The organism is Streptomyces sp. TG1A-8 (assembly GCF_030499535.1).
Lineage (GTDB): Bacteria > Actinomycetota > Actinomycetes > Streptomycetales > Streptomycetaceae > Streptomyces.
In genome coordinates this window covers 4,847,225-4,860,568 of the sequence record NZ_JASTLB010000001.1, presented here as the reverse complement: position 1 = coordinate 4,860,568, position 13,344 = coordinate 4,847,225, and the positions used below count along the sequence as shown (strand labels likewise).

Sequence of the window (13,344 nt, the reverse complement as noted above, 5' to 3'; positions counted from 1 at the left end):
CGACAAAGGATGGCAAGGGACGACAAGGGAGGGGATGGGGGATGACGGACCGGCATCATCTGCTCGTGCACGGGGCGACCTTCGCCGCGGTGGGGGACCGGGGCGACATCAGCGGGGTGCGGGGCGGCGGTTCACCGGACGGGCTGTTCGTCCGGGACGCCCGGCACCTGAGCCGCTGGCAGCTCACCGTCGACGGCGCGGTGCCCGAGGTGCTCAGCCCGGTCGCGGACGGGGGCGCGGCGCGCTGCGTGCTCGTCCCGCGCGGCGACCGGCAGGAGCCGCCCGCGTACACCGTCTTCCGTGAGCAGGCGGTCGGGGACAGCTCCTTCGTGGAGCTGCTGCGGGTGACCAGCAACCGCCCGGTGCCGGTCACCGTGCGCCTGGCGATCACCGCCGACGCCGACTTCACCGACCAGTTCGAGCTCCGCTCCGACCACCGCACCTACGTCAAGGCCGGCGCCGTGCGCTCCCGCCACCTCCTGGACGACGGCATCGAGTTCGGCTACCGGCGGGCCGAGTGGCACGCCTGCACGGCCATCACGGCCGAGCCCGCCCCGGACGCCGTCGAGGAGACCGGCACCGGCGCCCGCCGCCTGGTGTGGACGCTGGAGCTGGCACCGCTCGGCACGACCGAGCTGACGCTGCGCGTGGTGGCCCGTCCGCACGGCGACCGCCGGGCCCTGCGCGTACCCCGTTCGCCCGCCGCCGTGAACGACCAGCTCCTGGCGCTGGAGGACGGGTTCGCGCAGGGCGTGGCCCTCCCGGCCGGCTGGCCGGAGCTGGCGGCGGCCTGCGCGCGCGGACTCGCGGACCTGGCCACCCTCCAGGTCCCGGCGACCGGACCGGACGGCGAGGAGTTACGCGTCCCGGCGGCGGGTGCCCCCTGGTTCCTCACCCTGCTCGGCCGGGACGCCCTGCTCACCTCGCTGTTCGCGCTGCCGTACCGGCCGCAGCCGGCCGCCGCCACGCTCCTCGCGCTCGCCGCCACCCAGGCCGGCGGGTCCGGCGCCTCCCCGCTCGCCCAGCCCGGCAAGATCGTGCACGAGGTGCGCCACGGCGAGCTGGCGCACTTCGGGCAGGTGCCGTACGGGCGGTACTACGGCTCGGTCGACGCCACCCCGCTGTTCCTGGTCCTGCTCGGCGCGTACGTCGAGCGGACCGGGGACGCGGCGACGGCCCGGCGCCTGGAGCCGCACGCCCGGGCGGCGGTCGGCTGGATGCTGGACCACGGCGGGCTGACCTCGCACGGCTACCTGGTCTACCGCGCCGACGGGGGCGGCCTCGCCAACCAGAACTGGAAGGACTCCCCCGGCGCGATCTGCTCCGCCGACGGCACCCGGCCCACCGGGGCGGTGATGGCGGCGGGCGCGCAGGGCTACGCGTACGACGCGCTGCGCCGTACGGCGGCGCTGGCGCGGACGGTGTGGGCCGACGAGACGTACGCGGCCCTGCTGGAGCAGGCGGCTGCCGACCTCAGGGACCGCTTCCAGCGGGACTTCTGGATGCGGGAGCACTCCTTCCCGGCGCTCGCGCTGGACGGGGAGGGCCGCCGGGTCGACGCGCTCGCGTCCGACGCCGGGCACCTGCTGTGGTCCGGCCTGCTGGACAAGGAGTACGGCGGGGCGGTGGGCCGCAGGCTCCTGGAGCCGGACTTCTTCTCGGGCTGGGGCGTGCGCACCCTCGCCTCCGGCCAGCCGGCGTACCACCCGCTGTCCCACCACCGGGGTTCGGTCTGGCCGCACGACAACGCGCTGATCGCGCTGGGCCTGGCCCGCTACGGCCTGCACGACGAGGCCCGCACGGTGGCCCGCGCCCTGGTCGACGCGGCGACCGCCACCGGCCACCGCCTCCCGGGGGTCCTGGCGGGCTACGGCCGCGGGACCCACCCGGAGCCGGTCCCCTGCCCGCACGCGTGCGTGCGGGAGTCCCGGTCGGCGGCGGCCCCGCTGGCCCTGCTCACGGCCGTCGGGGGTGCCTGACGGTGGGTTGACGCGCCGTTTGCCGGGTGTTTGCCGGCGGCCCTGAACGGGCGCCGGGAGCGAGCCGTACGGGAGGGCGGCGGGCGCCGGCCTCTCGCGCGGCCCGCCGGTCTTCGACGGCCGTCGATCACGGGTCGCGCAGGGAAGGACCTCCGGGTTGCCTCAGCACACGAACACGCGCCAGCCGGCCGGTACGGCCGGGGAATCCGGGGGCGAGGTCCCGCCGCCGGCGGCGGACGGCCCCGCCGGGGAGGGCGGGGCGCAGGGGAAGGCGGCGCCCGAAGGCGCCGCACCCGCCGCCGCGCCCGCCGCGTCCGAAGCCGCCGCGCCGGCCCCCGCGCCCGGCGGGCCCCCCTCCGTGCCCGCCGGAGCGAACGGGCCGTCCGCGCCGGGGGCCGGGGGCCGGGCCGGCGGGTCCGTCCGGCGGGTCCGGCAGCACTGGCGCGCCGGGCACCCCACCGCCGCCCGCGTCCTGTCCGGGACCGCGACCGCCCTGTCCGTCCTCCTCGTGCACGTCTGCCTCCAGATGCCGGGCACCCTCGGCGAGCTCGGACCGGGGCAGTTCCTGCGGCTGCCGGCCGAGGCGGTCATGGGGGCCGTGGTGCTGCTCAGCCTGCCGCGCGGGCCGCGGCTGGTGGTGTCGGCGCTGGCCGGCGCCGTGCTGGGCGCCGTCACCGTCGTGAACATGGCCGACATGGGCTTCAACGAGTACCTGGGCCGGCCCTTCAACGTCGTCCTGGACTGGGCCCTGCTCGGCGACGCCCGCGCCTACCTGGACGACACGCTCGGCACCGGGGCCGAACTCGGCGTCTCGGCCGGGGCGGCCGTCCTGGTGCTCCTGCTGGTCGGCCTCGCCGCGCTGGCCACCGTGCGGCTGGGCGGGCTGCTGGCCGGGCACCGGGCGCGGGCGTCCCGGGCCACCCTGGTCGCCGGCACCGTCTGGATCACCTGCACCGCCCTCGGTCTGCAGGTCGGCGGCGCGCCCCTCGCCTCGCAGCACACCGCCGGCGTCCTCAAGGCCCAGGCCCGCACCGTGCGGGACACCCTCAGGGACGAGGCGGAGTTCCGGAAGGTGGCCGGGGTGGACGCCTTCGGCGCGACCCCCGGCTCCCAGCTCGTGCCGGGCCTGCGCGGCAAGGACATGATCTTCACGTTCATCGAGAGCTACGGCCGCAGCGCCGTCGAGGACCCGGTGATGTCCCCCGGCGTCGACAGGACCCTCGACGAGCGCACCGAGGCCCTGGCCCGTGCGGGCTTCCACGCCAGGAGCGGCTGGCTGACCTCGGCCACCTACGGCGGCAGCAGCTGGCTCGGCCACTCCACCGCCCTGTCCGGCCTGTGGGTCAGCAACCAGCAGCGCTACCGCACCGTCATGGCGAGCGACCGCCTCAGCCTCACCGGGGCCTTCCGGAAGACCGGTGCCTGGGACACCGTGGGCGTCATGCCGGGCGTGCAGAAGAGCTGGCCCGAACGGGAGTTCTACGGCCTCGACAAGGTCTACGACGCCTTCCGGCTCGGGTACCGGGGGCCCAGGTTCAGCTGGTCGACCATGCCCGACCAGTACGCCCTGGAGCAGTTCCAGCAGCGGGTGCACGGCAAGCGGCGCACCGGCGGCAAGCAGCTGATGTCGGAGATCATCCTGACCTCCAGCCACCAGCCCTGGGCGCCGGTCCCGAAGATGGTCGGCTGGGACGAGCTGGGCGACGGCTCGGTGTTCCGGGGCATCGAGGCGGCGGGCAACAGGCCGGCCGACGTCATCGCCGACACCACCAGGTCCCGCCAGGAGTACGGCAGGTCGATCCAGTACTCGGTGACCGCCCTGACCCAGTGGCTGGAGCGCTACGGCGGCGACGACACGGTCCTGGTGTTCCTCGGCGACCACCAGCCCATCGCCCGGGTCAGCGGCGACCACGCCAGCCGGGACGTGCCGGTCTCGATCGTCGCCAGGGACCCGAAGGTCCTCGACGCGATCGCCGGCTGGGGCTGGACCGAGGGACTGCGGCCCGCGCACGACGCGCCGGTGTGGAGGATGAGCGCCTTCCGCGACCGCTTCCTGACGGCCTACGGCTCCACCCCGCACCCCGGCGGGAGCTGATCAGCCGCCCGAGGTGTCGAGCTCGGCGTCCTCGGCGACGCCCGCGCAGTCGTACGGGTCCTTCAGCCAGCCGTCCGGCAGCACCACGCGGTTGTTGCCGGACGTACGGCCCCGGGGGCCGTCGGCACCGGCCGGCCAGGGCTGGTCCAGGTCCAGCTCGTCCAGGCCGGCGCGCAGCTCGTCGAGCGAGGAGGTGACCGCGAGCCGCCTGCGCATCTCGGAGCCGACCGCGAAGCCCTTCAGGTACCAGGCGACGTGCTTGCGGAAGTCGATGACGCCGCGGGACTCGTCGCCGAGCCACTCGCCGAGCAGGGCGGCGTGGCGGACCATGACCCCGGCCACCTCGCGCAGGGTGGGCCGCACGAAGTCCGTGCGGCCCTCGAAGGCCGCCACCAGGTCGGCGAACAGCCACGGCCGGCCCAGGCAGCCGCGCCCGACCACGACCCCGTCGCAGCCGGTCTCGCGGACCATGCGCAGCGCGTCCCCGGCCGACCAGATGTCGCCGTTGCCGAGCACCGGGATCTCCGGGACGTGTTCCTTCAGGCGGGCGATGGCCTCCCAGTCGGCCGTGCCGCCGTAGTGCTGGGCGGCCGTGCGGCCGTGCAGGGCGATGGCCGTGACGCCCTCCTCGACGGCGATGCGGCCGGCGTCGAGGTAGGTGATGTGGTCGTCGTCGATGCCCTTGCGCATCTTCATCGTCACCGGGAGGTCACCGGCGCCGGAGACGGCCTCGCGCAGGATCGCCCGCAGCAGGTTCCGCTTGTACGGCAGGGCCGAGCCGCCGCCCTTGCGGGTCACCTTGGGGACCGGGCAGCCGAAGTTCAGGTCGATGTGGTCGGCGAGGTCCTCCTCCGCGATCATGCGGACGGCCTTGCCGACGGTCGCCGGGTCGACGCCGTACAGCTGGATCGAGCGCGGGCGCTCGCTGGCGTCGAACCTGATGAGCTGCATGGTCTTGTCGTTGCGCTCGACCAGCGCCCGGGTGGTGATCATCTCGCTGACGAACAGTCCCTTGCCGCCGCTGAACTCCCGGCACAGCGTGCGGAAGGGCGCGTTGGTGATCCCCGCCATGGGCGCGAGCACGACGGGCGGGCGGACCGTGTGGGAACCGATCTGCAGGGGGACTCGAGCGTGGACATTGCCCCATTGTCCCGCACCGGTGACGGTGCCCGCCCCGGCCCGCGGACGGTGCGCGGAAACAAACGTGCACGACTCATTAGTTAGGTGCACTATCGAAATGCACGTACGATGGTACGCATGCCCGAGCTGAGCCACCGCCGACGCCTGCTCGTGCTCGCGGTCTGCTGCATGAGCCTGCTGATCGTGAGCCTCGACAACACCGCCCTGAACGTCGCCCTGCCCTCGATGCAGCGCGAGCTGCACGCCACCACCTCCGGCCTGCAGTGGACGATCGACGCCTACACGCTGGTCCTGGCCTCGTTGCTGATGCTGGCCGGCTCCACGGCCGACCGGATCGGCCGCAGGAAGGTCTTCCTGACGGGCCTGGTCGTCTTCAGCGCCGGCTCGCTGCTCTGCTCCCTGGCCCCGAACCTGGAACTGCTGGTCGTCTTCCGCATGGTGCAGGCGGTCGGCGGTTCGATGCTCAACCCGGTCGCCATGTCGATCATCACCAACACCTTCACCGACGCCCGTGAACGCGCCCGCGCGATCGGCGTCTGGGGCGCGGTGGTCGGCATCTCGATGGCGGCCGGCCCGCTGGTCGGCGGCCTGCTGGTGGAGTCGGTGGGCTGGCGGTCCATCTTCTGGGTCAACCTCCCGGTCGGCCTCGCGGCCCTCCTGCTCACCCTGCGGTTCATCCCGGAGTCCCGCGCGCCCAGGGCCCGCCGCCCCGACCCGGTCGGCCAGGTGCTGGTGATCGCCCTGTTCGGCGCGCTGACGTACGCGATCATCGAGGCGCCCGACGCCGGGTTCGGCACGGTGGCCCCCTTCGCCGCCCTCGCCGCCGTGGCGCTGCTGGCCCTGCTCCGCTACGAGCCCCGGCGCCCGGAGCCCCTGATCGACCTGCGGTTCTTCCGGTCGGCGCCGTTCAGCGGGGCCACCGTGATCGCGGTCAGCGCGTTCGCCGCGCTCGGCGGGTTCCTGTTCCTGTCCACGCTGTACCTGCAGAACGTGCGCGGTCTCGACGCCCTGCACGCGGGCCTGTGGATGCTGCCGATGGCGGCGCCGTGCTTCCTGTGCGCGCCGCTGTCCGGACGGCTGGTCGGCAGCCGCGGTCCGCGGCTGCCGCTGCTGGTGGCGGGCGCCGCGATGACCGTGAGCGGGGTGCTGTTCGCCGCCTTCGAGGCGGAGACCTCGAACGTCACGCTGTTCGCCGGGTACGTCCTGTTCGGCATCGGCTTCGGCTTCGTGAACGCGCCGATCACCAACACGGCCGTCTCCGGGATGCCCAGGGCCCAGGCCGGCGTCGCGGCCGCGGTCGCCTCCACGAGCCGGCAGCTCGGCCAGACGCTCGGCGTGGCCGTGGTCGGAGCGGTGCTGGCGTCCGGGGTGGGCTCGTCGCCGTACCGGGACGCCTTCGTCACGGCCGCCCGGCCCGGCTGGTGGATCCTCGCGGCCTGCGGTTTCGCGGTCCTGGTGCTCGGCCTGCTGACCAGTGGACCGTGGGCCCGCCGCACCGCGGAGCGCACGGCGCAACGGCTGGAGTCGGTCGAGGTCCGCCAGGTGGTGGGGGCCTCGGAGGGGGCCTGAGGGGGGGACCCCGGCCGGTCACGGACCGGCGCCGGCCCGCAGGCCCCGCACGACCAGGTCGGCCACCGCCGTGAACTCCTGCGCGATGCCGGGCCCGTGCCACTCGCGGGCGTGGAAGGGGTCGTGGAAGCGGCCGGTGGCGTGGAAGACGGCGCGGGCCGTGACGGCCGGGTCGGTGGCGGCGAAGGTGCCCGAGGCGACGCCGGCCGCGACGATCCGGGTCAGCCGCACGGTCAGGTCGGCCATGTGCTCACCGACCGCTTCGCCGTTCTCGCCGGCCAGCACCGAGGAGGTGGCGAACAGCTCCGGGTCGTCGCCCGCCTTGTGCCGCTTGGCCTCGAACAGGGCGGCCGGCCAGGCCCGCAGCCGCTCCTCCGGGGTGCCGTCCCCGGCGGCGATGCCGGCGAGCCGCTGCGAGGTGCGGTCCGGCCACCGCTTGGTCACGGCCTCGCGCAGCGCCGCCTTGGTGCGGAAGTGCCGGTAGACGCTGCCGTGGCTGACGCCGAGCGCGCGGGCCACGTCGACCACGGTGGCCTTGGCCGGGCCGTGGCGGCGCAGCACCTCCTCGGTCGCCTCGAGGATGCGCTCGGCGGTCCGGGTCTCGCTGGACGGTGCCGTGGCGTAGACCGTACCGGGGGGCGGGATCAGCGTTCGCTGTCGAGGTGTGCCATCTGCGCGGCCGGGTAGCGGTCGCCCGCCGCCGCGTCCGCCGGGACGGCCTCCTCGATGGCGGCCAGGTCGGCCTCGTCCAGGGTCACCTCCAGTGCGCCGAGCGACTCCGCCAGCCGCTCGCGGGTGCGGGCGCCGACGAGCGGGACGATGTCCTCGCCGCGGGAGAGCACCCAGGCGACGGCGATCTGCGCGACCGTCACGCCCTTGTGCTCGGCGATCGCGCGCAGGGCCTCGACCAGGGTCAGGTTGTGCCGGAGGTTCTCGCCCTGGAAGCGGGGCGAGAAGGCGCGGAAGTCGTTTGCCGGCAGTTGCCGGTCGGGGGAGAAGTGTCCGGAGATCAGGCCGCGGGACAGCACGCCGTACGCGGTGATGCCGATGCCCAGTTCCCGGGTGGCGGGCAGGATCTCCCGCTCGATGCCGCGGGAGACGAGGGAGTACTCGATCTGCAGGTCGGCGACCGGGGCGGTGGCGGCGGCCCGGCGGACGGTCTCGGCACCGACCTCGCTCAGGCCGACGTGCCGGACGTACCCCTTCTCGATCAGTTCGGCGATCGCCCCGACGGTGTCCTCGACGGGCACGTCCGGGTCCAGGCGGGCGATCCGGTAGACGTCGATGTGGTCGACACCCAGGCGCTGCAGGGAGTAGGCGGCGAAGTTCTTCACGGCGGCGGGGCGGCCGTCGTAGCCGCTCCAGTTGCCGTCGGGGTCACGCAGGGCGCCGAACTTCACGCTGACCAGCGCCCGTTCGCGCCGGGCGGCGGGTGCGGTGCGCAGGGCCTCGCCGAGCAGCATCTCGTTGTGGCCCATGGCGTAGAAGTCGCCGGTGTCCAGCAGGGTCACGCCGGCCTCCAGGGCGGCGTGGACGGTCGCGACGGACTCCGCGCGGTCCGCGTCGCCGTACAGCGCGGACATGCCCATGCAGCCGAGGCCGAGGGCGGAGACCCGGGGGCCGGTGGTTCCGAGGGTTCGGGTTCGCATCGTCATGCCACCACCCTGGCACGACAGGCCGACCCGATCCGCGTCGTCGACGGCGTCCTCGCCGCGGTGCCGCCCGGTTTCGGCCCGGCCGTGGACCCGGAGACGGCGTACGTCACCGGCGGCAACGCCATCTACGGCTCGATCCGGGGCGCGCACCTGCCGGTCGTCAAGAAGGACGCGGACAACGGCCGGCCGTGGTGGCTGGACACGAGTACCGCAGCGGCAGCACGTGCGGCTGCTCCGGCGACTCCTGCGCGGCGGGCACCGTGGCGGGCTCCACGGCGCAGACCGACCGCCTCGACCGGGGCCTGGTGGTGCAGGGCACGACGATCAGGGTGCCGTACGACAAACAGGCGCCCGGTCCGCCCGCCCGGCCGGGCGCGGGCGGCTACACGGCGCCCTCGCCGGCCGCCCGGCCCGGCGCCGCTACGGCGGCTCGCTCAAGGGCCTCATGACCTGGTCGGCCGACGGGGACGGCTCGAAGGACCGGACCTTCGGCGACCACGTCAAGGCGCTGCAGGGCCGCTGAAGGCAGAGCCGCTGAGGGCACGGCAGCGGCCCGTCGCGCCCGAACGCCCGCCCACCGGCCGACCGGGTCGGCGATGGACGGGCGTCCTCGGGCACGTTCGGGGGCGGGGCCCCCGGGGGCGGTCACCGCCCCGGGACTCAGCAGCCCAGCAGACGTCCGGCCAGGTAGCCCTCGATCTGGTCCAGGGACACGCGCTCCTGCTTCATGGTGTCCCGCTCGCGCACGGTCACCGCGTTGTCCTCGAGCGTGTCGAAGTCGACGGTCACGCAGTACGGCGTGCCGATCTCGTCCTGGCGGCGGTAGCGGCGGCCGATGGCGCCGGCGTCGTCGAACTCGATGTTCCAGTGCTGCCGCAGCGCCTGGGCCAGGCCCTTGGCCTTCGGGGACAGCTCGGGGTTGCGGGACAGCGGCAGGACCGCGACCTTCACCGGGGCCAGGCGGTGGTCGAGGCGCAGCACCGTGCGCTTCTCCATCTTGCCCTTGGCGTTGGGGGCCTCGTCCTCGACGTAGGCGTCGAGCAGGAAGGCCAGCATGGTGCGGCCGACGCCCGCCGCCGGCTCGATGACGTACGGCGTCCAGCGCTCGCCGGCCTCCTGGTCGAAGTAGGAGAGGTCCTGGCCCGAGGCCTTGGAGTGGGCGGAGAGGTCGTAGTCGGTGCGGTTGGCGACGCCCTCCAGCTCGCCCCACTCGCTGCCGCCGAACTGGAAGCGGTACTCGATGTCGGCGGTGCGCTTGGAGTAGTGGGAGAGCTTCTCCTTCGGGTGCTCGTACCAGCGCATGTTCTCCTCACGGAGACCGAGGCCGGTGTACCAGCCCCAGCGCTGCTCCATCCAGTACTCCTGCCACTGCTCGTCCTCGCCCGGCTTGACGAAGAACTCCATCTCCATCTGCTCGAACTCGCGGGTGCGGAAGATGAAGTTGCCCGGCGTGATCTCGTTGCGGAAGGACTTGCCCATCTGCGCGATGCCGAACGGCGGCTTGCGGCGCGAAGTCGTCTGCACCTGGCCGAAGTTGGTGAAGATGCCCTGGGCGGTCTCGGGGCGCAGGTAGGCGACGGACCCGGAGTCCTGGGTCGGGCCGAGGTGGGTGGAGAGGAGGCCGGAGAACTGCTTGGGCTCGGTGAACTGGCCCTTGTTGCCGCAGTTCGGGCAGTTCACGTCGGCCAGGCCGTTGGCCGGGGCGTGGCCCTTCTTCTCCTCGTACGCCTCCTCCAGGTGGTCGGCACGGAACCGCTTGTGGCACGAGGTGCACTCGGTCAGCGGGTCCGTGAAGGTGGCGACGTGGCCGGAGGCGACCCAGACCTCGGGGGCCAGGATGACGGACGAGTCGATACCGACCACGTCCTCGCGCGACGTCACCATGTAGCGCCACCACTGGCGCTTGATGTTCTCCTTGAGCTCGACACCCAGCGGTCCGTAGTCCCAGGCGGCACGCTGTCCACCGTAGATCTCACTACAGGGGAAAACGAAGCCACGGCGCTTGCTCAGGCTGACGATGGTGTCGATCTTGTCGGCGGCCACGGTGCTCTCTTCATTACGACGACGGGCGTTGAAGCGAGATGCTTCCAGCGAATGACTCAGGGTACCGGCGAGGGCTCCCCCTCGACCAAATCGGTGCCGCCCGGAAGCTTGTTGACAACGGTTTCCATATGAGATGAAAATGACTGTCATGAACGTACGACGACGCCTCATACCCGCCGCCGCCGCGACCGCGGTCGCCGTCCTCGGGCTCGGCACCCTCTCCGCCTGCTCCACCGACAACGCCGCCGCGGGCACCACGGGCAGGTTCGACGTCGTCGCGTCGTTCTACCCGATGGCCTTCCTCGCCGAGCGGATCGGCGGCGCCCACGTCCACGTCACCACCCTCACCTCCCCCGGCCAGGAGCCGCACGACCTGGAGATCAGCCCGCAGCAGATCGCCCGGCTCCAGGACTCCGACGCCGTGCTCTACCTGAGGAACCTCCAGCCCTCCGTCGACGAGGCGGTGGCCCAGTCCGCGGTGACGACCAAGATCGACGCGGCCGCCCTGACCACGCTGGAGGACCACGGCAACGAGGTCGGCGGCCACGCGGCGGCGCACGACACCGCCCGGGGCGGGGAGGCGACGGGCAAGGACCCGCACATCTGGCTCGACCCGGTGCGCTACGCCCAGGTCGCCGAGGGCGTCGGCAAGGCCTTCGCGAAGGCCGACCCCGACCACGCGGCCGACTACGAGAAGAACACCGCGGCCCTGGTGAAGAGGCTGGACGCCCTCAACACCCGCTTCAAGAAGGGGCTCGCGGACACGAAGACCAAGGTCTTCGTCACCACCCACGCCGCCTTCGGCTACCTCGCCGAGCGCTACGGCCTCACCGAGGAGGCCATCAACGGCCTCGACCCGGAGTCCGAGCCCAGCACCGCGCGCGTGCGGGCCCTGGAGAAGATGACCAGGGCCGACGGCGTCACCACCGTCTTCTACGAGACGCTGGTCAGCGACAAGACCGCCCGGACCATCGCGGACGACGCGGACCTGCGGACGGACGTCCTCGACCCGATCGAGGGCATCACGGCGAAGTCCCGCGGCAAGGACTACTTCTCGGTCCAGGAGGCCAACCTCAAGGCCCTGCGGCAGGCCCTGGGCGCCGCATGACCGGTACGGAGGGCGACATGGACGAACCCGTCATCGCGATGCGCCGGGTGAGCGCCGAACTCGGCTCCCGCCCCGTGCTGCGCGGGATCGACCTGACCGTGCGCCGCGGGGAGGTCGTCGCGCTGCTCGGCGCGAACGGCTCCGGCAAGTCGACGGCCGTGCGCAGCGTCATCGGCCAGGTGCCGGTGACCGGCGGCGGCGTCGAGCTGTTCGGCACTCCGCACCACTCCTTCCGGGACTGGGCGCGGGTGGGGTACGTACCGCAGCGCACCAGCGCCGCCGGCGGGGTGCCGGCCACCGTGACCGAGGTCGTCTCCTCGGGCCGGCTGTCCCGCACCCGCTTCGGCCTCTTCCGCAGGAGCGACCGGGAGGCCGTCCACCGCGCCCTGGAGCTGGTCGGCATGGCGGACCGCGCCGGGGACTCGGTGACGGCGCTGTCCGGCGGCCAGCACCAGCGGGTGCTGATCGCCCGCGCCCTGGTCGCCGAGCCCGAACTGCTGATCATGGACGAACCGATGGCGGGCGTGGACCTGACCAGCCAGGAGGTGCTCGCGCGGACGCTGCGCGAACAGGTCGCCGCCGGCACGACGGTCCTGCTCGTGCTGCACGAACTGGGCCCGCTGGAGCCCCTGATCGACCGGGCGGTCGTCCTGCGCGACGGCCGCGTGCTGCACGACGGCCCGCCGTCGGCGGCCGGTCGGCACACCCCGTCCGGCCAGGACCGGGCCGGCCCGGCGGCCGTCACCGCCCTCGGCGGGGGCGCCTCGCACCACTGCCTCGACCCGCAGGCGCCCACGGGCGCCGAACCCTTCCGCACGGGACTGCTGAGCTGATGGACCTCCTGAACTACGCCTTCATGCAGCGGGCGCTCCTCGCGGCCGTCCTGGTCGGCATCACCGCGCCCGCGATCGGCATCTACCTGGTCCAGCGCCGCCAGCCCCTGATGGGCGACGGCATCGGGCACGTGGCGATGACCGGCGTCGGCCTCGGCTTCCTGCTGAACGCGTCGCCGGTGTGGATGGCCACGGCCGTCTCCGTGCTCGGCTCGGTGCTGATGGAGCTGATCCGCTGGTACGGCAGGACGCGCGGCGACATCGCCCTCGCGATGCTCTTCTACGGCGGCATGGCCGGCGGCGTGATGTTCGTGAACATCGCGCCGGGCGGCTCCAACGCCAACCTGACCTCGTACCTGTTCGGCTCGCTGTCGACGGTCTCCCCGTCCGACGTGACCGCGATCACGGTGCTGGCGGCCTTCGTGGTCGCCGTCACCCTCGGTCTGCGCCGTCAGTTGTTCGCGGTCAGCCAGGACGAGGAGTTCGCCCGGGTCACCGGGCTGCCCGTGCGCGCCCTGAACCTGCTCACGGCCGTCACCGCGGCCGTGACCGTGACGGTCGCCATGCGGGTGGTCGGGCTGATCCTGGTCTCGGCGCTGATGGTCGTCCCGGTCGCCGCCGCGCAGCAGCTCACCCGGAGCTTCGCGGCGACCCTCGCGATCGCCGTCGCCCTCGGCGTCACCGTGGCGGTCGGCGGCACGGCCACCTCCTTCTACCAGGACGTCCCGCCCGGCGCGACGATCGTGCTGCTGGCCATCGCCGCGTTCGCCGTACTGACCGCGCTGGCCGCCCCGCTGGCCCGGCGGCGCGCCCGCGCGGCCGCCGCGGCGCAGCCCGCGGACGGCCCGGCACAGGGCCCGGTCCCCGCCGCGCGGGAGGCCGGCGACGGGATCGGCGTCTGACCACCGCGCATCCCGGGCTG

At 73.7% G+C, this 13,344-nt stretch carries 10 protein-coding genes and 1 pseudogene; 7 read left to right on the top strand and 4 right to left on the bottom strand.

Annotated elements, in window-relative coordinates:
• The first annotated feature begins 41 nt into the window (after nucleotides 1-41).
• Together QQY24_RS21275 and QQY24_RS21270 are read left to right on the top strand one after the other, a co-directional pair.
• The gene (locus tag QQY24_RS21275; protein ID WP_301974299.1) at nucleotides 42-1,979 is read left to right on the top strand and encodes a glycogen debranching N-terminal domain-containing protein; all 1,938 of its coding nucleotides are present in this window, start codon (nucleotides 42-44) and stop codon (nucleotides 1,977-1,979) included.
• Nucleotides 1,980-2,505: 526 nt separating this feature from the next.
• On the top strand, nucleotides 2,506-4,074 hold the full coding sequence (locus QQY24_RS21270) for a CDP-alcohol phosphatidyltransferase (protein ID WP_367658051.1): 1,569 nt from the start codon (nucleotides 2,506-2,508) through the stop codon (nucleotides 4,072-4,074).
• Here the strand turns inward: QQY24_RS21270 and dusB are convergent, their stop codons facing one another.
• On the bottom strand, nucleotides 4,075-5,145 hold the full coding sequence (gene dusB, locus QQY24_RS21265; RefSeq protein WP_301974298.1) for a tRNA dihydrouridine synthase DusB: 1,071 nt from the start codon (nucleotides 5,143-5,145) through the stop codon (nucleotides 4,075-4,077). It lies immediately after the preceding gene.
• A gap of 186 nt (nucleotides 5,146-5,331) precedes the next feature.
• On the opposite strand from dusB, the gene QQY24_RS21260 reads away from it, so the two are divergent.
• A complete protein-coding gene (locus tag QQY24_RS21260; RefSeq protein ID WP_301974297.1) occupies nucleotides 5,332-6,783 on the top strand; it encodes an MFS transporter in 1,452 nt (483 codons plus the stop codon).
• An 18-nt stretch (nucleotides 6,784-6,801) separates the two neighbouring features.
• Here QQY24_RS21260 and QQY24_RS21255 read toward each other — a convergent pair whose 3' ends face one another.
• Together QQY24_RS21255 and QQY24_RS21250 are read right to left on the bottom strand one after the other, a co-directional pair.
• On the bottom strand, nucleotides 6,802-7,428 hold the full coding sequence (locus tag QQY24_RS21255; protein WP_301976313.1) for a TetR family transcriptional regulator: 627 nt from the start codon (nucleotides 7,426-7,428) through the stop codon (nucleotides 6,802-6,804).
• Entirely contained in the window at nucleotides 7,428-8,438 is a 1,011-nt protein-coding gene (locus QQY24_RS21250) for an aldo/keto reductase (RefSeq protein WP_301974296.1), read from the bottom strand. Before QQY24_RS21250 ends, QQY24_RS21255 begins: the two co-directional genes overlap by 1 nt.
• Before the next feature lie 12 nt (nucleotides 8,439-8,450).
• On the opposite strand from QQY24_RS21250, the pseudogene QQY24_RS21245 reads away from it, so the two are divergent.
• Nucleotides 8,451-8,961: pseudogene (locus QQY24_RS21245) on the top strand (chitinase); the annotation flags it as partial.
• Between the two features lie 137 nt (nucleotides 8,962-9,098).
• Here the strand turns inward: QQY24_RS21245 and QQY24_RS21240 are convergent.
• The gene (locus tag QQY24_RS21240; RefSeq protein ID WP_301974295.1) at nucleotides 9,099-10,481 is read right to left on the bottom strand and encodes a glycine--tRNA ligase; all 1,383 of its coding nucleotides are present in this window, start codon (nucleotides 10,479-10,481) and stop codon (nucleotides 9,099-9,101) included.
• A gap of 148 nt (nucleotides 10,482-10,629) precedes the next feature.
• Between QQY24_RS21240 and QQY24_RS21235 the strand changes: the two genes are divergently transcribed.
• The 3 genes from QQY24_RS21235 to QQY24_RS21225 are packed head-to-tail and all read left to right on the top strand — an operon-like array spanning nucleotide 10,630 to nucleotide 13,324.
• On the top strand, nucleotides 10,630-11,589 hold the full coding sequence (locus tag QQY24_RS21235) for a metal ABC transporter substrate-binding protein (protein WP_301974294.1): 960 nt from the start codon (nucleotides 10,630-10,632) through the stop codon (nucleotides 11,587-11,589).
• A 17-nt stretch (nucleotides 11,590-11,606) separates the two neighbouring features.
• Nucleotides 11,607-12,422 (top strand): metal ABC transporter ATP-binding protein, encoded by an 816-nt coding sequence (locus tag QQY24_RS21230; protein WP_301974293.1) that lies wholly within the window; start codon nucleotides 11,607-11,609, stop codon nucleotides 12,420-12,422.
• The gene (locus QQY24_RS21225; RefSeq protein WP_301974292.1) at nucleotides 12,422-13,324 is read left to right on the top strand and encodes a metal ABC transporter permease; all 903 of its coding nucleotides are present in this window, start codon (nucleotides 12,422-12,424) and stop codon (nucleotides 13,322-13,324) included. The genes QQY24_RS21230 and QQY24_RS21225 overlap by 1 nt, the downstream gene beginning before the upstream one ends.
• Nucleotides 13,325-13,344 lie beyond the last annotated feature (20 nt).